This is a genomic window from Cryobacterium sp. MP_3.1, assembly GCF_035984795.1.
Lineage (GTDB): Bacteria > Actinomycetota > Actinomycetes > Actinomycetales > Microbacteriaceae > Cryobacterium > Cryobacterium zongtaii.
On record NZ_JAXCHV010000011.1, the window covers coordinates 52,141 to 75,551 of the forward strand.

The 23,411-nt window shown below is 68.2% G+C and carries 23 protein-coding genes; 10 read left to right on the forward strand and 13 right to left on the reverse strand.

Annotated features, from left to right (window positions below):
- Nucleotides 1–23: 23 nt before the first annotated feature.
- Nucleotides 24–845, forward strand: a complete 822-nt coding sequence (gene nadE, locus RCH12_RS09285; RefSeq protein ID WP_103432011.1) for an ammonia-dependent NAD(+) synthetase — start codon at nt 24–26, stop codon at nt 843–845.
- A 102-nt stretch (nt 846–947) separates the two neighbouring features.
- On the opposite strand, the gene RCH12_RS09290 is transcribed toward nadE, so the two are convergent.
- From RCH12_RS09290 to RCH12_RS09305, 4 genes are all read right to left on the reverse strand, one after another.
- On the reverse strand, nt 948–1,634 hold the full coding sequence (locus RCH12_RS09290; RefSeq protein WP_243399229.1) for a hypothetical protein: 687 nt from the start codon (nt 1,632–1,634) through the stop codon (nt 948–950).
- 143 nt (nt 1,635–1,777) lie between these two features.
- Nucleotides 1,778–2,596, reverse strand: a complete 819-nt coding sequence (locus RCH12_RS09295; RefSeq protein WP_327016695.1) for an EI24 domain-containing protein — start codon at nt 2,594–2,596, stop codon at nt 1,778–1,780.
- A 32-nt stretch (nt 2,597–2,628) separates the two neighbouring features.
- Nucleotides 2,629–2,970: a hypothetical protein gene (locus tag RCH12_RS09300; RefSeq protein ID WP_327016696.1), complete on the reverse strand. Its 342-nt coding sequence runs from the start codon at nt 2,968–2,970 to the stop codon at nt 2,629–2,631.
- A 93-nt stretch (nt 2,971–3,063) separates the two neighbouring features.
- Entirely contained in the window at nt 3,064–4,071 is a 1,008-nt protein-coding gene (locus RCH12_RS09305; RefSeq protein WP_103432009.1) for an aldo/keto reductase, read from the reverse strand.
- Nucleotides 4,072–4,269: 198 nt separating this feature from the next.
- Here RCH12_RS09305 and RCH12_RS09310 point away from each other — a divergent pair, with 198 nt between their 5' ends.
- Genes RCH12_RS09310 through RCH12_RS09325 form a run of 4 tightly spaced genes read left to right on the forward strand, consistent with a single transcriptional unit; the run spans nt 4,270 to nt 7,507 of the window.
- Nucleotides 4,270–4,776 carry a single-stranded DNA-binding protein gene (locus RCH12_RS09310; protein ID WP_103432008.1) on the forward strand — a complete coding sequence of 169 codons (507 nt, stop codon included), beginning with the start codon at nt 4,270–4,272 and terminating at the stop codon, nt 4,774–4,776.
- 46 nt (nt 4,777–4,822) lie between these two features.
- Nucleotides 4,823–5,335 carry a DUF6993 domain-containing protein gene (locus RCH12_RS09315; protein ID WP_327016697.1) on the forward strand — a complete coding sequence of 171 codons (513 nt, stop codon included), beginning with the start codon at nt 4,823–4,825 and terminating at the stop codon, nt 5,333–5,335.
- 5 nt (nt 5,336–5,340) lie between these two features.
- Nucleotides 5,341–7,023 (forward strand): energy-dependent translational throttle protein EttA, encoded by a 1,683-nt coding sequence (gene ettA / locus RCH12_RS09320; protein ID WP_088456413.1) that lies wholly within the window; start codon nt 5,341–5,343, stop codon nt 7,021–7,023.
- 7 nt (nt 7,024–7,030) lie between these two features.
- A complete protein-coding gene (locus tag RCH12_RS09325) occupies nt 7,031–7,507 on the forward strand; it encodes an acyl-CoA thioesterase (protein WP_103432005.1) in 477 nt (158 codons plus the stop codon).
- Nucleotides 7,508–7,530: 23 nt separating this feature from the next.
- Here RCH12_RS09325 and RCH12_RS09330 read toward each other — a convergent pair whose 3' ends face one another.
- Both RCH12_RS09330 and RCH12_RS09335 read right to left on the reverse strand, forming a co-directional pair.
- The gene (locus RCH12_RS09330) at nt 7,531–7,947 is read right to left on the reverse strand and encodes a QcrA and Rieske domain-containing protein (protein ID WP_103432004.1); all 417 of its coding nucleotides are present in this window, start codon (nt 7,945–7,947) and stop codon (nt 7,531–7,533) included.
- Nucleotides 7,948–8,007: 60 nt separating this feature from the next.
- Entirely contained in the window at nt 8,008–8,883 is an 876-nt protein-coding gene (locus tag RCH12_RS09335; protein ID WP_103432003.1) for an acyl-CoA thioesterase, read from the reverse strand.
- A 64-nt stretch (nt 8,884–8,947) separates the two neighbouring features.
- On the opposite strand from RCH12_RS09335, the gene RCH12_RS09340 reads away from it, so the two are divergent.
- A complete protein-coding gene (locus RCH12_RS09340; RefSeq protein WP_103432002.1) occupies nt 8,948–9,625 on the forward strand; it encodes a hypothetical protein in 678 nt (225 codons plus the stop codon).
- Between the two features lie 25 nt (nt 9,626–9,650).
- Here RCH12_RS09340 and RCH12_RS09345 read toward each other — a convergent pair whose 3' ends face one another.
- The 4 genes from RCH12_RS09345 to pepN all read right to left on the reverse strand — a co-directional run bounded on the left by RCH12_RS09345 (nt 9,651) and on the right by pepN (nt 15,626).
- Nucleotides 9,651–11,336 (reverse strand): FAD-binding dehydrogenase, encoded by a 1,686-nt coding sequence (locus tag RCH12_RS09345; protein WP_327016698.1) that lies wholly within the window; start codon nt 11,334–11,336, stop codon nt 9,651–9,653.
- 54 nt (nt 11,337–11,390) lie between these two features.
- The gene (locus RCH12_RS09350; RefSeq protein WP_088456408.1) at nt 11,391–11,831 is read right to left on the reverse strand and encodes a globin; all 441 of its coding nucleotides are present in this window, start codon (nt 11,829–11,831) and stop codon (nt 11,391–11,393) included.
- On the reverse strand, nt 11,821–12,966 hold the full coding sequence (locus RCH12_RS09355; protein ID WP_327016699.1) for a mechanosensitive ion channel family protein: 1,146 nt from the start codon (nt 12,964–12,966) through the stop codon (nt 11,821–11,823). The genes RCH12_RS09350 and RCH12_RS09355 overlap by 11 nt, the downstream gene beginning before the upstream one ends.
- Before the next feature lie 116 nt (nt 12,967–13,082).
- Entirely contained in the window at nt 13,083–15,626 is a 2,544-nt protein-coding gene (pepN, locus tag RCH12_RS09360) for an aminopeptidase N (protein WP_327016700.1), read from the reverse strand.
- Between the two features lie 102 nt (nt 15,627–15,728).
- On the opposite strand from pepN, the gene RCH12_RS09365 reads away from it, so the two are divergent.
- Nucleotides 15,729–16,766 carry a DUF2332 domain-containing protein gene (locus RCH12_RS09365; RefSeq protein WP_327016701.1) on the forward strand — a complete coding sequence of 346 codons (1,038 nt, stop codon included), beginning with the start codon at nt 15,729–15,731 and terminating at the stop codon, nt 16,764–16,766.
- 7 nt (nt 16,767–16,773) lie between these two features.
- On the opposite strand, the gene RCH12_RS09370 is transcribed toward RCH12_RS09365, so the two are convergent.
- From RCH12_RS09370 to RCH12_RS09380, 3 genes are all read right to left on the reverse strand, one after another.
- A complete protein-coding gene (locus RCH12_RS09370) occupies nt 16,774–17,529 on the reverse strand; it encodes an exonuclease domain-containing protein (RefSeq protein ID WP_327016702.1) in 756 nt (251 codons plus the stop codon).
- A 107-nt stretch (nt 17,530–17,636) separates the two neighbouring features.
- Nucleotides 17,637–19,181 (reverse strand): SDR family NAD(P)-dependent oxidoreductase, encoded by a 1,545-nt coding sequence (locus tag RCH12_RS09375; protein WP_327016703.1) that lies wholly within the window; start codon nt 19,179–19,181, stop codon nt 17,637–17,639.
- 167 nt (nt 19,182–19,348) lie between these two features.
- On the reverse strand, nt 19,349–20,923 hold the full coding sequence (locus tag RCH12_RS09380; RefSeq protein WP_103431996.1) for an MFS transporter: 1,575 nt from the start codon (nt 20,921–20,923) through the stop codon (nt 19,349–19,351).
- Nucleotides 20,924–21,206: 283 nt separating this feature from the next.
- On the opposite strand from RCH12_RS09380, the gene RCH12_RS09385 reads away from it, so the two are divergent.
- From RCH12_RS09385 to RCH12_RS09395, 3 genes are read left to right on the forward strand one after another with little or no spacing between them, the layout of a single operon-like run.
- Nucleotides 21,207–21,833: a mycothiol-dependent nitroreductase Rv2466c family protein gene (locus RCH12_RS09385; RefSeq protein WP_103431995.1), complete on the forward strand. Its 627-nt coding sequence runs from the start codon at nt 21,207–21,209 to the stop codon at nt 21,831–21,833.
- A gap of 41 nt (nt 21,834–21,874) precedes the next feature.
- Nucleotides 21,875–22,363: a ribose-5-phosphate isomerase gene (locus tag RCH12_RS09390; protein ID WP_103431994.1), complete on the forward strand. Its 489-nt coding sequence runs from the start codon at nt 21,875–21,877 to the stop codon at nt 22,361–22,363.
- Between the two features lie 41 nt (nt 22,364–22,404).
- A complete protein-coding gene (locus RCH12_RS09395; protein WP_327016704.1) occupies nt 22,405–23,391 on the forward strand; it encodes an Fpg/Nei family DNA glycosylase in 987 nt (328 codons plus the stop codon).
- The last annotated feature ends 20 nt before the right edge of the window (nt 23,392–23,411 follow it).

The following is a 23,411-nucleotide window of genomic DNA, read 5'->3' on the forward strand; positions in this document are numbered from 1 at the left end:
CCGCGACTTGATAGATTCGTCAGATGCGAGAACAACAGGTGCGAATCATCAAGGAACTGCACGTGACCCCGGTCATCGACCCGGCCGCTGAAATCCGGCGGCGCATCGACTTCCTCAAGGACTACCTGCTTGCCAGCGGGGCGAAGGGGCTGATCCTCGGGATCAGTGGAGGACAGGACTCGTCCCTGGCCGGGCGTCTGTGCCAGCTGGCGATCGAAGAACTCACGGTCGAGGGGCATGCCCTGCGATTCGTGCCGGTGCGCCTGCCGTACGCGGTGCAGCGCGACGAGGACGACGCCCAACTCGCCTTGGAGTTCATCAATCCGGAATCGAACCTCACGTTCAACATCCAGCGTGCGGTGGATGGCTTCGAAGCCGAATTCGCCGACAGCACCGGTACCCCGATGCCGGACTTCGACAAGGGCAACGTCAAGGCGCGCGCCCGGATGATCGCGCAGTACGCTCTCGCCGGCGCCCAGGGCCTGCTCGTGGTCGGCACCGACCATGCGGCGGAGGCGGTCACCGGGTTCTTCACCAAGTTCGGTGACGGCGGCGCCGATCTGCTGCCGCTGACCGGTCTGACCAAGCGCCAGGGCCGGCAGCTGCTGATGGCGCTCGGCGCCCCGGAGCAGCTCTACCTGAAGGCCCCGACCGCTGACCTGCTCGACGACAACCCCGGTCAGACCGACGAGGCGAACCTGGGGATGCAGTACGAGCACATCGACGACTTCCTCGAGGGCAAGCCCGTAGAGGACCACGTCGCCGAGGCCATCGAGCGGCGCTACCTGACCACCGAGCACAAGCGCCAGGTTCCGGCATCCATGTTCGACGAGTGGTGGAAATAGCCCCGATGCGGCCTCGCCGGTCCGCCGCGGTGTGCGCCGCAGCCCGGCCGCGAAAAACGCCGGTCCGCGAGAGCGGACCGGCGTTTTCCTGGATAGCGGGGACTAGGGGTGCGGCAGCGGTGCTGGACGCACTTCGAGGGCCTGAACGTCGTCCAGGAGTCGCTGGGTCTCCGTAGACGGAGACGCGGCTGACGACGATACGGCCCCGGGGGGAGCCGCGGCGGGGACATAACCCAGCGGCTGCGCGGTCGGAGCCTGCGCCGGTGCGGCGGGGGTCGCGAACTGGTCGTGGTGCTGCTGCGCCACCCAGGCATCCTGCTCGGCCAGGAGGCTCTTCTCGGTGGAGGTGTTCTGTGACTTCCAACGCTCGAGGTCGCCCTGGAAGATCTTGCGCGCTCGGGACGGCTTGTTCTGCCAGTCGATGAGGCGGTCGCGGAACTCCACGAGGGCCGGCTCGAGCTGGTAGCCGAACGTGGCCGAGGTGCGCTTGAGCTCGGCCAGCTGGTGCGCTGCCCAGTCCGCCGCGATGCTCGATCCCTTGATCGGCAGCAGCCGGATCTGGATGTCGGCCATGCCAACGGCACGGTCGTTCATCACCTGCTCCTGCGGGGTCAGCGAGTTCCACACGGATGCCTCGGTCGCGGCATCCACGATCGAGCCGATGGCCGCGGCCCGCAGCTCGCGGTCGTGCTGGGCGAGCAGGCGCTTGATGGCCCCGCGGGCGATCCAGGCCGCCAGGAGGCTGGCCACGATAATGGCGACGATCAGCACGATTGCGCTGAAGATCATGGGCTGGTTCCTGGTCGCTGTGAGCCAGGTTACGAAATCATTCCACCACTGCATGTGCGGAACGCTACCTCGTGGGCCGGCGCATCGCCGGGAACCGTGGCGGCGTGGCCGATACGCGGTGTCAAACCGGGACTCCGGCGCGGTCAGGCCTTCCGGCCGGCCGACGCGCTGGTCGACCGGTCGAGGGCGTCGCGACTGAGCATGGCGGCACCCGCCACGGCGGAGGGCATGGCCACGATTGCGAAGAACGGCACGAGGAACAGCAGGTAGGACGCCGCTCCGAAGCCCAGCGCGATGCCGCGTCGCGTGCGCAGTGCGCGACGACGTTCGCGCACAGTGAACCCGCGAGCGTCGAAGGCGAATCCGGTGAGCTCGACCGCCAGCAACCAGCCGCCCAACAGGGCACCGAGCACCGCCACCATGATCGGCCCCACCAACGGAATGAAGCCACAGGCCAACAGGAGCAGGCCTACACCGACGGCGGGGATCAGGAGCCGGAGGCCGTCGCCGATGGCACGGCCCAGGGACCCCCAGAAGCCGCGCTCCGGTGCGGTGGGCGGGTTGCCGAGGTTGGTCTCGACGGCGCGCCAGATCCGTTCGTAGAACGGGTCGCCGACGATCAGGGTCACGGCGGTGAACGTGTAGACCACGAAGAGGGCGGCCACGAGCACAAAGACCAGCGCCGCGGCCACCCGCGTCGTGAGGATGACGGGCTCGGCCCAGCCGTCGGCGAACGGGGTCGCCCACGTGACGATCGAGGTGAGATTGACGAGCAGAAGCACGATGCCCACGAGGTACACGGCACCGACCGCCACCGCCGGCAGCGCGCCGAGCAGCATCAGCTTCGGGGAGGTGATCCACATTCCGAAACCACGACCCAGGTACCCCACCCCCTCCAGGAGGTCGGGAACCAGCCCGTGCCGGGCCGGAACTGGGGGGACGGGTGTGGGCTGGGGCAACATCGTTTCAGCGTACCGGGGTGGGTACGGCGGAGTCAGCGGAAGCAGTCGGCCGCGTCATCGATGCGCCAGAAGGCACCGAGCTCGATGCGCCGGGTGGGCATCACCAGGCGCCGGGCGAGATACCGCTCGCCGTCGGCGTGCGTCTCACGCTCGATGTGCCCCAGGACCGCGCCGGACCGGTCGACGACCCGCCACAGCCCGTCGCGCACGGCGACCAGGCTGGGACCGCTCGACCGGGCGGAGTTGCTCGGTCGGACCGGGCCGGCGGCGTGGGCGATGGTGGTCGGTCGTGCCGTCGCGGGGAGGACCGTGCGGGGCTGGACAGCTCTGGCAGAAGTGCTGATGGTGGCAGTGCTCATGGTCCCAGTGCTCATGGTGTGCTCCAATGCGAGGGCGGATGCCGTTGGCCTCACCGTAGAACCGGCCACCGACATCCGCCCCTCGCCCGTGCCTGGGACCGGCGTGGGTTAGTTCATGCCGGTGCCGTGTACCGCGTACGGCTCGATGGCGGCGATCTCATCGGCGTCCAGCGCCGGCGCCTCGAGCGCCGCAACGGTCTGCTCGAGCTGGCCGATGCTGCTGGCGCCCACGAGCACGCTGGTGACCTGCGGCTGGCGCAGGATCCAGGTGACCGCGAGCTGGGCCAGGGTCTGGCCGCGGTCGGCCGCAATGGTGTTCAGGGCGCGGGCGCGCTCGAGGTAGGTTGCGCTGAGTGAGCTCTCGTTGAGGAACCGGCTCGTGGCCACCCGGGAGTCCGACGGCACGGCACCGTCGAGGTAGCGGTCGGTGAGCAGGCCCTGGGCGAGGGGGGAGAAGACGATGCTGCCCATGCCGAGGTCGTCGAGCACCGGGAAGAGTCCCTCTTCGATGTGCCGGTCGAACATCGAGTAGCGCGGCTGGTGGATCAGCAGCGGGATCTTGTGCTCGGCCAGGGCGGCGTAGGCCGCTACGGTCTGCTCCGGGCTGTAGTTCGAGATGCCCGCGTAGAGGGCCTTGCCCGACTGCACCGCGGTGGCCAGGGCGCCCATGGTCTCCTCGATGGGGGTCTCGGGATCGGGGCGGTGGGAGTAGAAGATGTCGACGTAGTCCATTCCCAGCCGGCCGAGGCTGGCATCCAGCGACGACAGCAGGTATTTGCGGGAGCCGAAGTCGCCGTAGGGGCCTGCCCACATGTCGTAGCCGGCCTTGCTGGAGATGATCATCTCGTCGCGGTACCCACGGAAGTCCTCGGCGAAGATGCGCCCGAAGTTGGTTTCGGCGGAACCGGGAGGCGGGCCGTAGTTGTTGGCCAGGTCGAAGTGCGTCACGCCGAGGTCGAAGGCCCGGCGCAGGATGCCGCGCTGGGTGTCGATCGGGCGCTCGTGGCCGAAGTTGTGCCACAACCCCAGCGACAGGGCGGGCAGCTTCAGGCCGCTGCGCCCGGTTCGGCGGTACGGCATCTCGGAATAACGGTTCTCTGCAGCATCGAAGGTCATGATCTCACTCTAGATCCGCGCTTCCTCCCCAGGCGGCTGCGGCTCGGGTTCTGCACACCCTGGGCGCCAGTCCCCGGAGGAGGTGCCGGAACGGGGAGGGTGAGTGCAGCGCGGCCCGGGAACACGAACCCGGCACGAGGACTGCTCCCGGGTCGCGTCCGATATCGCCACCAGCCTCGTGCCGCCCAGGAGACTCCCGTGACCGACACCATCGCCCTGACCGGAATCGTGGCCACCACCCCGCGCCACCTCGTCACCAGTTCAGGCCTGGCCATCACCTCATTCAGGCTGGCCTGCCGGCAACGCCGTTTTGACAGGGTGAAGAACGCCTGGGTGGACGCCGACACCAATTGGTACACCGTCTCCAGCTTCCGGCAGCTCGCCCACAACGTGGAGCGGTCGGTACACAAGGGCGAGCCGGTGCTGGTGACCGGGCGCCTGCGCATCCGGGACTGGGAGAACGAGGACCGGACCGGCACCTCGGTGGAGGTGGAGGCCGACGCCGTGGGCCACAACCTGACCTGGGGAACGACGGCGCTGATGCGAAGCACCGCACCGTCCGCCGCCGAGCAGCGGGATGCCGACCCGGCGGGCGGCGCAGCGGGTGGCACTGCGGGCGAGGCCACGGCCGCTTCGGCCGACCCGGATCCCGGGCCGGCCGAACCTGACGCCGGGCAGGGGGAATCGGAAACACGGTCCGCTTAGACTCGACTTCTCGGTCGCAGCGTGCGGCCGTGGGGGAGGACTACGCGTGGCCAGGATCTTGGACGCACCCGTGCGGCGCAGCCGCAGAGCGACGACCTGGGCAACGTGTCTTGTCCTTGGTCTCGGCCTGGGCCTGGCCGGTTGCTCTGCCGCCCCCGCCGCCCGCCCGACGCCGACGACGACAGCGACCGCGACGGCAAGCCCCACCCCGACGGAGGTTGCGCCGCCGGCGCTCATGCCGGAGGGCACCGCCGCTGAGAATCTGCCCTACTTCGACGCGGTCATCACCGCGGCGCTCGCCGCCGACCCCAACGTGGCCGGCCGCAGTTACATCGACGCCCTGGTCGCCGCCGGCTTCGACAAAACGACGATGGAGGTCACCGCCGACACCACTACCAAGGGTGAACCGGCGGACTCCATCCAGTTCTCCGTGAACATCGCCGGAGAGTGCCTGATCGGCCAGAACGGTCCCTCCACCGGCGGCTACCACAGCGTCGTCGCCCCCCTGCTCGCAACCGGAACGTGTCTCGTCGGAGCCACGCGCCAAATAGACTGGTAAACACTATGGCTGAATTCATTTACTCGATGGTGCGTGCGCGCAAGGCAATCGGCGACAAGCTCATCCTCGACGACGTCACAATGTCGTTCTTCCCCGGAGCCAAGATCGGCGTGGTGGGCCCCAACGGTGCCGGTAAGTCCACGATCCTGAAGATCATGGCCGGGCTCGATACCCCGAGCAACGGTGAGGCCAGGCTCTCGCCGGGCTACTCCGTCGGCATCCTCATGCAGGAGCCGGAGCTCGACGAAACCAAGACCGTGCTGGAGAACGTGCAGGAAGGCGTTGGCCCGATCAAGGCCAAGGTTGACAGGTTCAACGAGATCAGCGCCGCGCTGGCCGAGCCCGACGCCGACTTCGACACCCTGCTCGCCGAAATGGGCACCCTGCAGGAAGAGATCGACGCCGCCGACGCCTGGGACCTCGATTCCCAGCTCGAGCAGGCCATGGATGCGCTGCGCACCCCGCCGGGCGACTACCCCGTCGTCGACCTCTCCGGTGGTGAGAAGCGCCGCGTGGCTCTCTGCAAGCTCCTGCTGCAGAAGCCCGACCTGCTCCTTCTCGACGAACCGACTAACCACCTCGACGCCGAAAGCGTGCTCTGGCTCGAGCAGCACCTCGCCAAGTACCCCGGCGCCGTGCTCGCCGTCACCCACGACCGGTACTTCCTCGACCACGTGGCCGAGTGGATCGCCGAAATCGACCGCGGCCACCTGTACCCCTACGAGGGCAACTACTCCACCTACCTGGAGAAGAAGCAGGAACGCCTGCAGGTGCAGGGCAAGAAGGACGCCAAGCTTTCCAAGCGCCTCGCCGAGGAACTTGAATGGGTGCGCTCCAACGCCAAGGGCCGTCAGGCCAAGTCGAAGGCCCGCCTGGCCCGCTACGAGGAGATGGTGAACGAGGCCGAGCGCGGACGCAAGCTCGACTTCGAAGACATCCAGATCCCCGTCGGGCCCCGCCTGGGCGCCCAGGTCATCGACGCCAAGAAGCTCAAGAAGGGCTTCGGCGACCGGGTGCTGGTCGAAGATCTCTCCTTCACCCTGCCGCGGAACGGCATCGTCGGCGTGATCGGCCCGAACGGTGTCGGTAAGACGACCCTGTTCAAGACCATCGTGGGCCTCGAGCCGCTGGATGCCGGTGACCTCAAGATCGGCGAGACCGTCGATATCTCCTACGTCGACCAGAGCCGTGGCGGGATCGACCCGAACAAGTCGCTGTGGGAGGTCGTCTCCGACGGCCAGGACTACATCCAGGTCGGCAAGACCGAGGTGCCGTCTCGCGCCTACGTGTCCACGTTCGGCTTCAAGGGTCCCGACCAGCAGAAGAAGGCCGGTGTGCTCTCCGGTGGTGAGCGCAACCGCCTGAACCTGGCGCTGACGCTCAAGCAGGGCGGCAACCTGTTGCTGCTGGACGAACCGACTAACGACCTCGACGTCGAAACCCTCGGTTCGCTCGAGAACGCGCTGCTCGAGTTCCCCGGTTGCGCCGTGGTCATCACTCACGACCGGTGGTTCCTCGACCGCATCGCCACGCACATCCTCTCGTATGAGGGCACTGCTGAGGCGCCGGGCAACTGGTACTGGTTCGAGGGCAACTTCGAGTCCTACGAGCAGAACAAGATCGAGCGACTCGGCCCGGACGCGGCCAAGCCGCACCGGTCCGCGTACCGCAAACTGACGCGCGACTAGGACCCCCATGCGGCTGCATGTTCCCATCCGGCTGCGCTGGTCCGACCTCGACGCCTACGCCCACGTGAACAACGCCGAGATGCTGCGCCTCCTCGAGGAGGCGCGCATCCAGGCGTTCTGGGTCAACGACGAGGCGGCCGGTGCGTCCGGTGCGCGCGGAACCGCGGTGCTGGACGGACGACCGGGGGCGGCGACGCTGACCCTGATCGCCCGGATGGAGATCGAGTACCTCGCGCCGATCCCGTATCTGCGGGAGCCCATCGACGTGCAGCTGTGGATCGGCAAGCTCGGCGGCGCCAGCCTCGATGTGTGTTACGAGGTGTACGGCCCGGCCGGGCAGGAGTCCGCGCCGCTGTACGCCCGCGCGACCACCACGATCGTGCTGGTGGATGCGGCGACGGAGCGCCCTCGAAAGATCAACGACGTCGAACGAGCAGCCTGGACCCCGTACCTGGAGCCCGCGGTCCCCTTCACCCGCAAGTAGCCCCGTTCACGAGCGTGAACGGGTCAGCCGGCGAGCACCTTGTCGCCGTCGAGGGTGACCGTGACCGCCGGGAGGGGGTCGGTGGCCGGTCCCTGGAGGACCGCGCCGGTGGCGGTGTCGAAGAGGGACTTATGGCAGGGACAGTTCAGGCCCTTCTTCTCCGGAACCACGATGCAGCCCTGGTGGGTGCAAATGGCGCTGAACGCCACGACCTCGCCGGCGGTGGGCTGCGACACGATGATCTGCGCCCCGTCGAACATGACAGCGATGGCACCGCCAACGGGGATGTCGGAGAGCACCGCTACCTCGGCCGGGGTGGCCGTGCCGGTATCGGTGTTCGTGTTCGGGTCGCCGGGTGCGCAGGCGGCCAGGGCCAGGGCGGTACCGGCGCCTCCGGCCACGAGAAGGGTACGGCGGGTGAGGTCAGCGTCGAGGGTCATAATGCTCCTGCGGGGCTCGGACGAACGGGCTCGGACGGACTGGCTCGGACAGGTTGCAGCCTAGTCGCGGGGCTTGGGAACCCGCACCATGCCCTCCTGGGCCACCGTGGCCAGCAGCAGGCCGTCGCGGCTGTAGATGCTGCCGGTGGACAGTCCCCGGCCGCCTTGAGCGGAGGGGGAGTCCTGCACGTACAGCATCCACTCGTCGACCCGGCCGAAGCGGTGCCACCACATGGCGTGATCGAGGCTGGCGACCTTGAGGCCGGGGGTGGCCCAGGGCAGGCCGTGCCGGCGCATCACGGGTTCCATGATCGAATAGTCGCTGACGTAGGCGAGTGCGGCGCGGTGCAGGTCAGGGTCGTCGGGGATGGGCTCGAAGGTCTTCATCCAGATCATCTGCTTGCTGGTGTGTTCGCCGTCCACGGTGAGGTAGATCGACGAGGGCACGTGGCGCATGTCGAACGGGCGGTCGTTGGCCCAGGCACGCGCGAAGTCGTGATCGATGTGACCAAGGGTGTCTGCGGTGGTCGGCAGGGACTCGGGGTCGGGCAGGTCGGTCGGCATCTCGATGTGATGCTCGAGACCCTCGTCGGTGTCCTGGAACGACGCGATCATCGACAGGATCGGCACGCCGTTCTGGTACGCCTGGGTGCGTCGAGTGGAGAACGACCGGCCGTCGTGGATACGGTCGACCGAGAAGGTGATCGGGTGGTTGACGTCGCCGGGGCGCAGGAAGTACCCGTGCATGGAGTGCACGTTTCGTTCGTCGGGCACTGTGCGCATGGCGGCGACAAGTGACTGCGCGAGCACCTGGCCACCGAAGACGCGACCCTGCGGCATCCACTGCGACGGGCCGGTGAAGATGTCCTCACTGGTGCGGGCACCGGTGTCGGTCAGGTCGAGAGCGGCCAGAAGACCCTCCAGCGGTTCGTGCATGCTGCCTCCTTGTTCGAGCTCGGGTCCGCGGGACACCGACGTACCTTGGTAGTTTAGACAGCAGATGAGCCAGTCATTTTCCCTCTCAGATTCCCTGTCCCTCGGCGACCTCCAGGTCTACCTTTCGCGCGCCAGCCGGGTGGAGGACGGCTCGGTGCGGCTCGTCTCCGCGGCGGGCGTGCTCGCCGTGTACACGGCGATCCTGTACCCGCGTGGTCTGCTGGACTCGAGCCCCACGGTGTTGGGCCTGCGCACCTTCGCGCTCACCGAACCTGTCGACCTCGACGTCGTCGTACCGGTGCGGTCGTTGTTGGATCGGCTGCTGCGCCTCGAGGCGGCCGTCACCGACGCGGATGCGCCGGTCACCGTCACCGTGCCGCTGCAGGTGTCCTCGGTCACCTGGGCGGGCATCACGCCGCCGAAGGGCGGCTGGACATCCCATGGCAGCGCCGCACCGGCTGTGCTGGAGGCCGCCGCCCGCGACGGCATCGCCGAGGTCGCGTCGGTCATCCCGACCGGCACCGGTGAGCAGATCGTCCAACGGGTACGGTCCGAGGTCTGGGGCCGCCCGATCGAGGCGCTGGACTTCGTGCCCGCCGGTGCCGGGTTCGCCGCGGTGAGCCTGGGTTTCCTGGCGGCGGATGAGCCGGTGCAGCTCTTCGAGACCGGTCCCTGGACGCGTCTGAGCACAGCCCGCGGCCACATCCTGGTTCGCCGCAAGCCCTGGTCCTTGCGCGCCTGACCCCTCCACCCGGGTGCGGGACGGGTTAGAGCGCGGCGGCGACCGCCCGGCCGGCGGTGCGGCCGGAGAACAGACAGCCGCCGAGGAAGGTGCCCTCCAGCGAACGGTAGCCGTGCACACCGCCCCCGCCGAAGCCGGCGGCCTCACCCGCCGCGTAGAGTCCGGGGACCGGTTGCCCGTCGGCGCCGAGTGCCCGGGCGGAGAGGTCGGTTTCGATGCCACCCAGGCTCTTCCGGGTGAGCAGGTGCAGCTTCACCGCGATCAGCGGTCCGTTGGCGCGGTCGAGCAGCTTGTGCGGGCTCGCCACCCGAATGAGCTTGTCGCCGCGATAGTGCCTGGCCTGGCGAATCGCGTTGATCTGGGCATCCTTGCTGAAGTCGTTGTCGAGCTCCCTGTCGCGGGCCAGAATCTCCCGTTCCACCTGGGCGGCATTGATGTGTACCTCGGGGGACCGCTGCTGCATGCCCTTGACCAGCTGGTGCAGGGTATCGGCCACCACGAAGTCCTCACCCTTGCTCTTGAACGCTTCCACCGGGCCGGGCGCGCCCGATCCGAGCCGCTGGGCGAGCAGGCGGAGGTCCTTGCCGGTGAGGTCGGGGTTCTGTTCGCTGCCCGAGAGCGCGAACTCCTTCTCGATGATCTTTTGGGTCAGCACGAACCAGCTGTGTTCGTGGCCGGTCTTGAGCAGGTGTTCCATCGTGCCGAGGGTGTCGAAACCGGGAAACAGCGGGGCCGGCAGGCGTTTTCCGGTGGCGTCCAGCCACAGCGACGACGGGCCGGGCAGGATGCGGATGCCGTGGGCCGGCCAAACCGGGTCGTGGTTGACGATGCCCTCGGTGTAGTGCCACATACGGTCGCCGTTGATCAATCGGGCGCCGGCCTTCTCGGTGATCCCGAGCATCCGGCCGTCGACATGGGCGGGCACACCGGAGAGCAGCTTGGCGGGTGCCGGTCCCAGCCGGGCCGGCCACTGGGCGCGCACCAGGTCGTGGTTGCCGCCGATCCCACCGCTGGTGACGATCACCGCGGACGCCCGCAGCTCGAACTCGCCGACGACCTCCCTGCTGCTGGCCTGACCGCGCGCCGCAGCGCTCGGGATGAGCAGGCTGCCCCGCACTCCCGCCATGGCGCCTCCCTCGACGATCAACTCGTCGACCTGATGCCTGTGCAGGGTGGTGACCAGGCCGGCGCGCACCCCCTCACGGACCCTGGTGATGAACGGCTCCAGGATCGCGGGCCCGGTTCCCCAGACGATGTGGAAGCGGGGTACCGAGTTGCCGTGTTCCAGGGCGGTGTACCCGCCACGTTCGGCCCAGCCGACGACCGGGAAGAAGGTCACGCCGCGTTCCTTGAGCCAGGCCCGCTTCTCGCCGGCGGCGAAGTTGAGGTACGCCTCGGCCCACCGGGTCGGCCAGTAGTCTTCACCGCGATCAAAGCCGGCGCTGGCGAACCAATCCTGCCGGGCCAGAGCCAGGGAGTCCGTGACGCCCATTCGGCGTTGTTCGGGGGAGTCGACCAGGAACAGCCCGCCGAACGACCACCAGGCCTGACCGCCGAGCGAGGCGGCGTTCTCCTGGTCGACGAGCAGCACCCGTTTTCCCGCCTCCACGAGTTCGGCCGTGGCCACCAGGCCGGCCAGGCCGGCCCCGACCACGATTACATCGGCGGTGGTGTTCGGATGCGTGGGCAGGCCGGGGCGGGCTGGGCTCATGGTGACTCCATTGTCAGTGAGGGGTGCTGCGGGGCGGATGGTGCGGTTCGAGTGTTACGCGTCGAAGGTGTTGACCATAGCGTGTGCGGCTCGCTCGAGGTAGTCCCACAGGGTGGCGCGTTGCAGCGGGGGCAGGTCGCAGGAGTCGACGGCGTTCCGCATGTGCAGCAACCAGCGGTCCCGGGAATCCGGGTTCACCTTGAACGGCTGGTGCCGCTGGCGGAGCCGCGGGTGTCCGCGTTGCTCGCTGTAGGTGCCCGGCCCGCCCCAGTACTGCTCGAGGAAACCGGTCAGCCGCTCCGCAGCTGGGCCGAGGTCCTCCTCCGGGTACATCGGTTTGAGGACCGGGTCGCCGGCGACGCCGCGGTAGAACTCGGCGACGAGCTTCTCGAAGAACGGCCGGCCGCCGACCTCCTGGTAGAACGACGGGCTCACGGCGGCGGCGTTCTCGCTCGACCGAAGGTGTACTCCGAGCGGGATGTTGTCACTTGTCATCGGGCTTCTCCTGTTCGGTGGCCGCGGCGCCGCCTGGCGTGCCGGTCGATCCGGAATCGGGCTGCTGGTCCGTCGCGGTCTTCTTCGGCCGGCGCGGGGCACGAACCCGGCGTGCGGGGACGGGCTGTTCGAAGGGCGCCGTGTCGGTGCTCGGGAGCGCGGCGGCGGCCTGGGCCGCGGCATCCACCGGGGCGCCGTCTGCCGTGCCGTCACCGTTGTTGCTTCCGGCGGACACCGATCCGTCGGCCGCGGCCATCACCACACTGTTGAGCGGGGTCAGTCCTGAGCCCATCCCGTCGAGGGCCTTCTTGAGATGGAGCCGCAGGTCGCGGGCGAAGTCCCAGCGGGCGCCCACCCGGGTGCGCACGACCAGGCGCACAACGAGCGCCTCCGCCGAGATGGATTCGAGGCCCCAGATCTCGGGCTTGCCGAGCATCGCCCCGCGCCACTTGCGGCTGGAGGCCAAGGCGCGGGCGACCTTGAGCAGTTCGGCCTGCACGGCCTCGACATCCGACGAGTAGGGGATGGCCAGGTCGACGATGACGCGGGCCCAGCCCTGGGACATGTTTCCGGTGCGCAGGATCTCGCCGTTCCGGACGAACCAGAGGGTGCCCTCGATGTCGCGCACCTGGGTGATGCGGATGCCGACGGACTCGACGACTCCGGTGGCCAGGCCGAGGTCCACCACGTCGCCCACGCCGAGCTGGTCTTCCATCACCATGAACAGACCGTTGAGCACGTCCTTCACGATGTTCTGGGCGCCGAAACCCAGGCCGGCGCCGAGAGCGGCGGTGAGCAAGGCGAATGACCCGAGGATGCCCGGATTGATTTCGGTCACGATCAGCAGGATCGTCACCACCACGATGAGCACGTTGACGATATTGGTCAGCACCGAACCGAGCGTGCGGGTGCGTTGCACGACACGCACCGCGGTGACCGGTGACACGTCGAGCGACTGGGTGTCGTCGACGTTCTGGCCCTTCTTCACCCCGGACACGATCTGCGTGACGACCCGCCCGATCACGAAGAGCAACACCCAGCGGGCGACCAGCGCGAAGATGATGATGACGACGACCTGAACGATGGTCAGGTTCCAGATGTAGTCGGCCGTAGCCCAAAAAGTGTCCCAGTTCATAGATCGACCAGTCTACCGAGCGCCGACTCGGCGCTTCCTGAAGGTGCCATACGACAACGGCGCCGCCACGATGAAAATCATCGAAGGCGGCGCCGTTGTCCGGTGGTGCCGGCGGACTACTCCTGGTCGCGGGCCTGCACGCGCAGGCTGCGTTCGACGCCGGCGAGGTTCTCAACCACGAGACGGCGAAGCGCCGCGGGCTCCGGGTTGGCGTCCAACCACGCCCGGGTCGCGTCGACCAGGGCCTGGTTCGACAGCGGCGACGGGTAGAGGCCCACGATCAGCTTCTCGGCGATGGAGTAGCTGCGCTCGGCCCACACCTTCTGCAGCACATCGAAGTACTGGCCGACGAACGGCTCGAGCAGGCTCGTGTCGTGTGCGCGCAGGAATCCGGCGGCGGTGACCCGCACGATGGTGTTCGGTGCGGTGTCCACGTCGATCAGCGAGGCCCAGGCTGCCTGCTTGCCTTCGAGGGTGGGGATCGCGGCGCGCGCGTTGGCGGCGGACTGGGCACCGGTGGCGGTGTTGTCCGCGGCCAGGGCGGCGGCGATCTCCGCCTCACCGGCTTCGCCGCCGGCGACCAGCGCCGCGAGCAGCTCCCAGCTGAGGTCGGTGTCGATGTCCAGGCCCGGCAGCTTGAACGAACCGGTGCGAAGGCCCGCAACGGCGGCCAGCTGGGCCGGCGTCTCGGCGACGGAGGCGAAGAACTTCACAAACTGGAACTGAGCATCACTGCCGGCCTCTGCGTCCTGGGCCAAGGCCCAGAGTGCGTCGCCGACCGAGGCGACGGTGGCGTCGCGGTGCTCCGGGGCCACGTAATACTGCCCGGCGAGGGACACCTGGCCGAGAACCGTGCGGAGCGTCGTTGACTCGGTCTCGGTGGCGACGTTGCCCAGCACCAGCTTCACGAAGTCGCGCGGGGAGGTCTCGGCGTCGCGGGTGGCGTCCCAGACGGAGCCCCAGACCAGCGAGCGGGCCAGCGGGCTCTCGATCGCGGCGAGGTGCTCGAGCGCCACGGCGTGCGAGGCGGGGTCGAGGCGCACCTTGGCGTAGGCGAGGTCGTCGTCGTTGAGCAGGATCAGATCGGCACGGGTACGACCGACGAGTTCCGGCACATCCGTCTGCACGCCGTCGACGTCGAGCTCGACGCGGTGGGTGCGCACGAGGGCGCCGTCGACCAGGTCGTAGAACCCGATCGCGAGGCGGTGCGGGCGGATGGTGGGGTAATCCTCGGTAGCGGTCTGCAGCACGGCGAACGCGGTGATGACCCCGGCGTCGTCGACCTCGATCTGCGGGCGCAGGGTGTTGACGCCGGCGGTTTCGAGCCAGAGGGCGGCCCAGCCGGAGAGGTCACGGCCGCTGGCGGCCTCGAGCTCGACGAGCAGGTCGGAGAGCTCGGTGTTGCCCCAGGCGTGCTTCTTGAAGTAGGAGGCGACGCCGGTGAAGAACGCGTCGATGCCGACCCAGGCGACGAGCTGCTTGAGAACGGATCCACCCTTGGCGTAGGTGATGCCGTCGAAGTTGACCTGCACGTCTTCGAGGTCGGTGATGGTGGCCACGACCGGGTGGGTGGAGGGCAGCTGGTCCTGACGGTACGCCCAGCTCTTCTCCATTGCCGCGAAGGTGGTCCAGGCTTCGGTCCACTCGGTGGCCTCGGCGGTGGCGATGGTGGACGCCCATTCGGCGAACGATTCGTTCAGCCACAGGTCGTTCCACCACTTCATGGTGACCAGGTCGCCGAACCACATGTGCGCCAGCTCGTGCAGGATCGTGACGACCCGGCGTTCCTTGATCGCGTCGGTGACCTTGGAACGGAAGACGTAGGTCTCGGTGAAGGTGACCGCGCCGGCGTTCTCCATCGCACCGGCGTTGAACTCCGGCACGAACATCTGGTCGTACTTGTCGAACGGGTACGGGAAGTCGAACTTCTCCTCGAAGTAGGCGAAGCCCTGGCGGGTCTTCTCGAAGATGTAGTCGGCATCCAGGTACTCGAACAGGCTCTTGCGGCTGAACAGGCCCAGCGGAATGATGCGGCCGTCGCTGGAGGTGAGCTCGCTGCGCACCACGGCGTACGGACCGGCCACGAGGGCGGTGATGTAGCTGGAGATGGTGTGGGTGGGTTCGAACGCCCAGGTCTTGTTGCCGTTGCCGGCATCCGTGGGCTCTGGCGTGGCCGAGTTGGAGATGACCTCCCAGGCGCCGGGCGCGGTGACGGTGAAGGTGAAGGCGGCCTTGAGGTCTGGCTGCTCGAACACCGCGAAGACGCGGCGGGAGTCTGGAACCTCGAACTGGCTGTACAGGTACACCTCGTTGTCGACGGGGTCGACGAAACGGTGCAGGCCCTCGCCGGTGTTCGTGTACGCGGCGTCGGCGACGACGGTGAGCACGTTCTCGGCCGCGAGGTCGTCAAGCTGAATGCGGACGCCGTCGCTGACGACAGCCGGGTCAAGCGAGGCGCCGTTGAGGGTGACGCTGTGCACACTCTCGGTGATCGCGTCGATGAAGGTCGAGCTACCGGCCACGGCGCTGAAGGCGACCGTGGTGGTGCTGGCGAAGGTCGTGGGACCCGTCGTCAGGTCAAGGGTGACGTCGTAACTGGTCACGCTGACGAGCGCTTTGCGCTCCTGGGCTTCGATCCTGGTGAGGTTTTCTCCGGGCAACGGTTTCTCCATCTTCGTTTCGCGAGAGCGCTTTGGCGCATCCGCATAGAGAACAAGCCTAGCCACGGTGGCGCTGGTGGCGCGCCTGATTAGGCTGCCGGCATGAGAACCAGCACGGATGCCGGCGCCGATACCGCGCTGCGCTATCGAGCCTTCGCCGAGGTGGAGGCCCGGGGGCTGAGCGCCTGCTACGAGGCCTGGGCGGCGGGGGTGGCGCTCGATGTGGCGACGATCGGATTGATCGACCGGCTGCCGCCGACCAAACGGCAACCCAACCTGGTGTTCAGCGCGGCCAGGTTCCACGGCGCCGATGCCGGCGGGTACCCGGTTTTCCGGGCCTGGCTGGCCGAGAACTGGGCGGTGGTCGAGCAGACGTGCCGCAGCCACGCGACCCAGACCAACGAGCCGGGCCGATGCGCGGTGCTGCTCCCGGCCCTCGGGAGTCTGCCGGGGCCGCTCGCCCTGATCGAGGTGGGGGCGTCGGCCGGCCTCTGCCTGCTGCCGGATCTCTACAGCTATCGGTATCGGCCCGGCGGTCACCGTGCTGACGGCCCCGGCGACGGCGCGGCGCTGCTTGAGGCGCCCGCTGGGCCCAGCCCGGTGCTGCTGGAGTGCGCGGTGACCGGTTCAGTTCCCGTGCCGAGCCGGCTGCCTCGCGTGGTGTGGCGGGCCGGCATCGACCTCGCCCCGCTCGACGTGACCGATCCCGCCGACGTGGCCTGGCTGGAGGCTCTGATCTGGCCGGAGCACGATGACCGGCGGGCCCGGCTGCGGGCGGCCGTGCAGGTCGCCCGGACGGCCCCGCCCCGGCTGGTGCGCGGCGACCTCAACGAGAAGGTCGCGGCTCTCGTGGCCGAGGCCCCGCCGGATGCGACCGTCGTGGTGTTCCACACGGCGGTGCTGGCATATCTCGACGAGGCCGACCGGGATCGGTTCGTGGCGACCATGGCCCGGTTGAGGGCCGATCGCGGGGTGCGCTGGCTGGCCAACGAGGGGCGCACCGTGGTGCCAGGGGTGGCCGGGACGCTGCCGTCGACGCTGCCCGCGGCATCCGGTTCGGCTGACTTCGTGCTGTCGGTGGATGGCCGGGCGGTCGCGCTAGCCCAGCCGCACGGTCGCGCGGTGCATCGGCTCGGCTGAGGGCAGGCTAGATCGCCGGTGTGACCAGCACGGGCGTAACCGCGGCACGGTCGGCGCCTGCCCGGATCGGCCAGGCACCGTCGATGACGATCAGGTCGTCGCCCTTGGACTTGCGCAGGTAGGTCTGGAAGCTCTCGGCCTGCTCCCTGGCCCAACCGACCTGGCGGTCGTGCAGGGTGTACAGGTCGGTCTCCTCGGTCTTGGCCAACAGGGCCCAGGCGACCCTGCCGGTGGCCACGGCATCCGCTTCGGCGTCGTGGGCCCCCTCGAGCAGCACGCCGTAGTACTCGGCGGTGGCCACCAGGGTGCGCTTGCCCTTGCGGTAGCGGTCCACGGCTTTGTCGATCACGTAGGGGTCGAGCACCGGGCCGAAGTCCTCGATGGGCGCCAGGCCGTACCGGCGGGCCTCGGCGTTGAGCATGGACAGGTCGAAGCTGGCGTTGTAGGCCACGATCGGGCGGCCTCCGTCGATGCTGCGGCGCAGTATCGTGAGCATCTCGGCGATGGCGGTGGCCGGGTCGACGCCGTCACGTTGGGCGACCTCGTCGGTGATGCCGTGGATGGCGGACGCTCCCTCCGGAATGGGGATGCCGGGGTTGAGCAGCCAGCTGTACGAGCCGTTCACCGTGCCGTCGCGCATGACGCGGCCGATGAAGCACGTGACGATGCGGTCCTCGTCGGTGTTCACACCCGTGGTCTCCAGGTCGAACACGCACAGCGAGGGGATGTCGGCGATCGCGGTCTTGGCGGTAGATGTCTGCACGTTCCGACCCTATCGGCGCCCACCGACACTCCCGGTGAGGCGGCCGGGAGTGCCGCGCATCCTCTCGCGAGATGAACATTTCGCGCGGCAGGGGTGGTGCGGCAGCCCTACCAGGTGCCGGGGCGGTAGTCCTTGAGGAAGACCCCGTGCACGTCTTCGCCGGCCTCGCCGCGCACGATGGGGTCGTACACCCGGGCGGCGCCGTCAACCAGGTCGAGTGGGGCGTGGAAACCCTCCTCGGCCAGGCGGATCTTGGTGGGGTGCGGGCGCTCGTCGGTGATCCAGCCGGTGTCGACGCTGGTCATCAGGATGCCGTCGGAGAGCATCTCCTTGGCGCTGGTGCGGGTGAGCATGTTCAGGGCGGCCTTGGCCATGTTGGTGTGCGGGTGCCCCGGACCCTTGTAACCGCGCCCGAAGACGCCCTCCATTGCCGACACGTTCACGATGTAGGTGCGCCGAGCCTCGGATGCCGCCATCGAGGCGCGCAGACGGCTCACCAGCAGGAACGGGGCCGTGGTGTTGCACAGCTGTACCTCGAGCATCTCGAGTGGGTCGACGTCTTCGACGTTGGCCGTCCAGCTGTTCTCCTCGTGCAGATCGGGCACCAGACCGCCCGCGTCGATGGCGGTGCCCGCGGCCAGCCGTGCCAGCGAGGACGACCCGGGGGCCAAGGCCAGCGCGGTGAGGTCGTCGGCGGTGAGGGCGGCGCCGGTGGCGGCGGCGGCGAGGATCGGGTGGCTGGCCACGGACGCGGCCAGCGCGGTGGGGTGCGCATCGTTGGTGTGCCCGAACGAGACGATCTCGGGCAGTTCGCCGTCCGGCAGCGGGGAGGACTCTGCCTCCACCAGCGGGGAGTAGGACCCGGGGGAGCGGCGCACGGTCTGCGCGGCGTTGTTGATCAGGATGTCCAGCGGACCCTGCGCGGCGACGGAGTCGGCCAGGCCGATCACCTGGGCCGGGTCGCGCAGGTCGATGCCGACAACGCGGAGGCGGTGCAGCCAGTCCTTGGAGTCGGGCATGGCGCTGAACCGGCGCACCGCGTCGCGCGGGAAGCGGGTGGTGATGGTGGTGTGCGCGCCGTCGCGGAGCAGCCGCAGCGCGATGTACATGCCGATCTTGGCGCGGCCGCCGGTGAGCAGGGCGCGCTTGCCGGTGAGGTCGGTACGGGCGTCGCGCTTGGTGTGGCTCATCGCAGCGCAGCTCGGGCAGAGCTGGTGGTAGAACGCGTCGACGAGGGTGTACTTCTGCTTGCAGATGTAGCAGGCGCGCGGAACGAGCAGTTCGCCGGCCGAGGGCCTGTCGGTGCCGAGCCGCAGCTGGGCGCCGATTGTCTCGTCGTCGATGCGGGTGGGAGCTCCCGTCGCGGTTGCCGCGATGACCTCACGGTCCGCATCCGCGATCAGCTGGCGCTTCTCGTGGCGGCGCACGGTCTTCACCGACTTGAACATCTTGGCGGTGGCTTGGCGCACGGTGACGAAGTCGGGGTCATCCGGGTCGATGGTGGCCAGGGACGCGAGCACACGCAGGGCCACCTCGAGGTCGTGGGGGTCGATCGCGGGTGTCGCGGATGCGTCGCCGGTGGGGGCATCATCGACGGACGCGACGGATGCGGGCTCTACGGGTGTGGTCTGCGGGTGTTGCTCGGTGGTCATCAGAGAATTCTACGACGGCGCATCCGCCCCTCACACAGCCGGGCGAACAGACAACTGTGGCCGGTGCGGACAATTGCGCCCGGTGTGCGGGTAACAATTGTCCGCACCGGCCACAGTTGCTTGTGAAAAGCAGTCCTCCGAAGAGGACGGGGCGGTGCGAGGTGGAGCTAGACCTTGGCCGGCTCCGAGTCGGTCTCGGTCTTGAGCGCGCTCAGGTCCATCGACGAGGTCGGCGGCTCGAAGGTGGCGTCGAACGGCATCTCGTCGTGGTCGAGCAGGGGGTTCTCGAACTGACCGGCAACGAGCTCGTGTGCCTCTTCGACCGATTCCACGCTCGGCATGGAGCCGGGCAGCGGGCGGTTGGCGGATTCCTTGAGCCAGAAGATGCTGATTCCACCGATGAACGAGGTGGCCATCAGGTAGTAGGCCGGCATCATGTCGTCACCGGTAGCGGCGATGAGCGCCGCGATGATGAACGGCGTGGTGCCACCGAAGATGGCGACGGCGAAGTTGTACGCGATGCCCATCGCGCCGTAGCGGCTGGCCGTGGGGAACAGGGCCGGCAGTGCCGAGGCGAGGTTGGCGACGTAGAACGTCACCGGGAGGGCGATCAGGGCCAGACCGGCGAGGGTCGTGAAGACGGAGCCCATACCGATGAGCAGGAACGCGGGGATGGCGAAGACCACGGCGCTGATCGAACCCATCCAGAGCACTGGGCGACGGCCGATCTTGTCGCTCAGGCGACCGGTGAGCGGGATGCAGCAGGCCATGATCACGAGGATCGGGATGGTCAGCAGCGTGCCGTGCAGCTCGTCGTACCCCATCGTGCTGGTGAGGTAGGTCGGCATGTACGAGGTGAGCGCGTATCCGACGGTGTTCGCGGCGGCGACGAGGATCATCGCGAGGACGATGCCGCGCCAGTAGTTCTTGAAGATGGCAACAGGTCCCTTGGGGATGCTGTCGTCCTCAACGAAGTCGGGGTTCTTGGCGTTGACTTCCTGAGCGTCCAGGCTGGCCTGGAAGGCGGGGGATTCCTCGATCTTCATCCGGAAGTAGATGGCGATCAGTCCCAGCGGTCCGGCGAGCAGGAACGGCAGACGCCAGCCCCACTCTTCCATGGCGGCCTGACCGAGAGTCACCTGCAGGATCGACACGAGAGCGGCACCCATCGCGAAGCCGAGGTAACTGCCCATGTCGAGGAAGCTGGCGAGGAAGCCGCGGTTCTTGTCCGGAGCGTGCTCGCTGACGAAGGTGGTGGCACCGGCGTACTCGCCACCGGTGGAGAAGCCCTGCACGAGCTTGGTCAGCACGAGCAGTACCGCTGCCCAGATGCCGAGCTGGGCGTAGCCGGGCAGGATGCCGACCACGAAGGTGGAGGCGGCCATGAGCATCAGCGTCATGGCGAGCACCCTCTGGCGGCCCAGCTTGTCGCCGAGCCAACCGAAGAACACGCCACCGAGAGGGCGGGCGATGAAGGTGGCGGCGAAGGTGCCGAGCAGGAACAGGGTCTGCACGGTCGGGTCGGCTTCGGGGAGGAAGACGGGACCCATCGTGGTGATCAGGTAGCCGAAGACTCCGACGTCGTACCATTCCATGGTGTTTCCGACGATCGTGCCGCCGAGCGCCTTCTTCAGCATCGGACGGTCGACGACGTTCACGTCGGAGACCTTGAGCTTCCGGCGCAACAGCGGCTTCTTGATCTTCTTCACGGTGCGATCAGCACCGTTGATAGCGTTTGACATGTGTCACTTTCTGACAGTAGAGATGCCTCTTGTGGAGGTCATGACATGACTCTTGCGCAGGCAGGTCGAGCCTCGAATGGAGGTCGTGAGCTGCCTCAGATGGAGGTCATGTGCCCCGGATGCGGGGCCGCCCCTCGATGGGCATAAGAGTCAATTTTAGCGCAATTTGCCTCAGAATCAGGCATTTCTCCTTCGATAGCCGCTCTGGACAGGGTTTTAGCCGGCTTCGGTGCGTGCGGCTTCGGCGGCTTTTCGGGACCTTCGACTCGCTTAGGCTGGGTCGATGAGCGACTCTGTGACCTTCTGGTTCGACCCCTCCTGCCCCTGGGCCTGGATGACTTCTCGTTGGGTGGACGAGGTGAGTGATCTGCGCGGCTTCGAGGTGAGCTGGCAGGTGATGAGCCTCGCGGTGCTGAACGAAAACACCGACGTCTCCGAGGAGTACCGCGCGTTCTTCCCCCGGGCCCTCAAATACACCCGTCTGGTGCAGGCCGCCCAGGAGCTGCACGGTCAGGAGACCGTCAAGGCTCTCTACGACGCGCTGGGCACCCGCATCCACCACGAGGGCAACTCGGATGCCGATTCCGTGATTCCCGCGGCGCTCGCCGAGGTGGGCCTGCCGGCCGACTTCGCCCGCTACGCCGAGAGCGACGAGTTCGACGTGCAGATGCGCGCCAGCCACTTCGACGGCATCAACCGGGTGGGCCAGGACGTCGGCACCCCGGTGATCGCCGTGAACGACGTTGCCTTCTTCGGCCCGGTCATCTCGCCGGCACCGACCGGGGATCAGGCGCTGGCCCTGTGGGACGGCGTGGTCGCGGTGGCCGGCTACGACGGCTTCTTCGAGATCAAGCGCAGCCGCACCCGCGACCCGATCTTCGCGCCCGCCCTCGTTGCGGCCGCCGAGTAGCAGCGCCGCAGCATCCCGCCCGACTAAATAGACTGCTCATCATGCGCATCCACATCGCCACCGACCACGCCGGCCTCGACTTCAGCACCCTCCTGATCAGCCACCTCGGTGCGGCCGGGCACGAGGTCATCGACCACGGGCCCACCAGCTACGAACCGCTCGACGACTACCCGGCGTTCTGCATCAGCGCGGCGGCGGCCGTGGTCGCCGACCAGGCGGCCGGCGTCGAGGCTCTCGGCGTGGTGTTCGGCGGCTCCGGCAACGGTGAGCAGATCGCGGCCAACAAGGTGCACGGCGCCCGCGCCGCGCTGGTCTGGAACGCGGCCACGGCGACCCTCGCCCGCGAACACAACAACGCCAACGTCATTGCGATCGGCGCCCGCCAGCACCCCATCGAGGACGTCATCGCGTTCATCGACGCCTTCATCGCCACCCCGTTCCCCGGCGAGGAACGCCACCAGCGCCGCATCGACCAGCTGGCCGAATACGAGACCACCGGCACCATCGCCGGCACCGTCCTGAGCAACTGAGCTGTACCTCACCTGATCCACCGAGTCGGAAAGGCATCGCCGTGCCAGAGGGTCATTCCGTCCATCGCATCACCCGGCAATTCGCGCGCAACTTCGTGGGCCGCCCGGTGCAGCTCTCGTCGCCGCAGGGCCGGTTCGCCGCCGGTGCGGCACAACTGAGCGGTCACGTCATGACGGATGCCCGCGCCGTGGGCAAACAGATGTTCCTGGAGTTCGACAACGGGCTCTGGCTACGGGTGCATCTGGGCATGTACGGTGCCTGGGACTTCGCGGGCGACATCATCATGGACGCCACGATCGCCTCGAGCAACGGCCGGATGGGACAGACCAACCAGCGCGGCACCGACCTCGCGCCGGTGCTGGATTCAGCGGGCGAGAACTCCATGCACAGCATCGGTGCGCCCCGCCGCACCCGGGTGCGCATGGCCGAGCAAGAAAAGGAGATCGACCAGCTCGACACCTTCCCGCCCGAACCCGTCGGCCAGGTGCGGGTGCGCCTGCTCACCGACACGGTCTCGGCCGACCTCCGCGGCCCGACCGCCTGTGAGGTGCTCGACCCCGCCCAGGTCGACGCTGTGCTGGCCAGGCTCGGCCCCGACCCGCAGCTCGACGACAGCCCGGAGGCCGAACAGCGCTTCGTGGACACCGTGCGCAAGAAGCCCACCCGTATCGGCCTGCTGCTGATGGACCAGTCCGTCGTCAGCGGTATCGGCAACGTCTACCGCGCCGAGCTGCTGTTCCGGGCGAAGATCAACCCGCACGCCCCGGGCAAGTCGCTGACCGAGGAGAGCCTGCGGGCCCTCTGGCGGGACTGGGCGCATCTGCTGGCCATCGGTGTGAACACCGGCCAGATGATGACCATGGACGACCTGACCGGCGAGGACTACCGACTCGCGATGAAGAACCGCGCCGACCGGCACTGGGTCTACAAGCGCGAGGGCCTGCCCTGCCGGATCTGCGGCACCCACGTCACCCTCGAGGAGATGGGCGCCCGCAAGCTCTACTACTGCCCGTCCTGCCAGGCCTGACCCGTCCCATCCGCCGCACC

Bases quoted from the DNA above. Each gene is read 5' to 3' on its own strand.
- nadE (WP_103432011.1), top strand. From the start codon at position 24: ATGCGAGAACAACAGGTGCGAATCATCAAGGAACTGCACGTGACCCCG.
- RCH12_RS09385 (WP_103431995.1), top strand. From the start codon at position 21,207: ATGAGCGACTCTGTGACCTTCTGGTTCGACCCCTCCTGCCCCTGGGCC.
- RCH12_RS09355 (WP_327016699.1), bottom strand. From the start codon at position 12,966: ATGAACTGGGACACTTTTTGGGCTACGGCCGACTACATCTGGAACCTG.
- RCH12_RS09335 (WP_103432003.1), bottom strand. From the start codon at position 8,883: ATGCACGAACCGCTGGAGGGTCTTCTGGCCGCTCTCGACCTGACCGAC.
- RCH12_RS09325 (WP_103432005.1), top strand. From the start codon at position 7,031: ATGCGGCTGCATGTTCCCATCCGGCTGCGCTGGTCCGACCTCGACGCC.
- RCH12_RS09290 (WP_243399229.1), bottom strand. From the start codon at position 1,634: ATGATCTTCAGCGCAATCGTGCTGATCGTCGCCATTATCGTGGCCAGC.
- ettA (WP_088456413.1), top strand. From the start codon at position 5,341: ATGGCTGAATTCATTTACTCGATGGTGCGTGCGCGCAAGGCAATCGGC.
- RCH12_RS09365 (WP_327016701.1), top strand. From the start codon at position 15,729: ATGAGAACCAGCACGGATGCCGGCGCCGATACCGCGCTGCGCTATCGA.
- RCH12_RS09330 (WP_103432004.1), bottom strand. From the start codon at position 7,947: ATGACCCTCGACGCTGACCTCACCCGCCGTACCCTTCTCGTGGCCGGA.
- RCH12_RS09300 (WP_327016696.1), bottom strand. From the start codon at position 2,970: ATGAGCACTGGGACCATGAGCACTGCCACCATCAGCACTTCTGCCAGA.
- RCH12_RS09305 (WP_103432009.1), bottom strand. From the start codon at position 4,071: ATGACCTTCGATGCTGCAGAGAACCGTTATTCCGAGATGCCGTACCGC.
- RCH12_RS09345 (WP_327016698.1), bottom strand. From the start codon at position 11,336: ATGAGCCCAGCCCGCCCCGGCCTGCCCACGCATCCGAACACCACCGCC.
- RCH12_RS09350 (WP_088456408.1), bottom strand. From the start codon at position 11,831: ATGACAAGTGACAACATCCCGCTCGGAGTACACCTTCGGTCGAGCGAG.
- RCH12_RS09375 (WP_327016703.1), bottom strand. From the start codon at position 19,181: ATGACCACCGAGCAACACCCGCAGACCACACCCGTAGAGCCCGCATCC.
- RCH12_RS09340 (WP_103432002.1), top strand. From the start codon at position 8,948: ATGAGCCAGTCATTTTCCCTCTCAGATTCCCTGTCCCTCGGCGACCTC.
- RCH12_RS09380 (WP_103431996.1), bottom strand. From the start codon at position 20,923: ATGTCAAACGCTATCAACGGTGCTGATCGCACCGTGAAGAAGATCAAG.
- RCH12_RS09295 (WP_327016695.1), bottom strand. From the start codon at position 2,596: ATGTTGCCCCAGCCCACACCCGTCCCCCCAGTTCCGGCCCGGCACGGG.
- RCH12_RS09390 (WP_103431994.1), top strand. From the start codon at position 21,875: ATGCGCATCCACATCGCCACCGACCACGCCGGCCTCGACTTCAGCACC.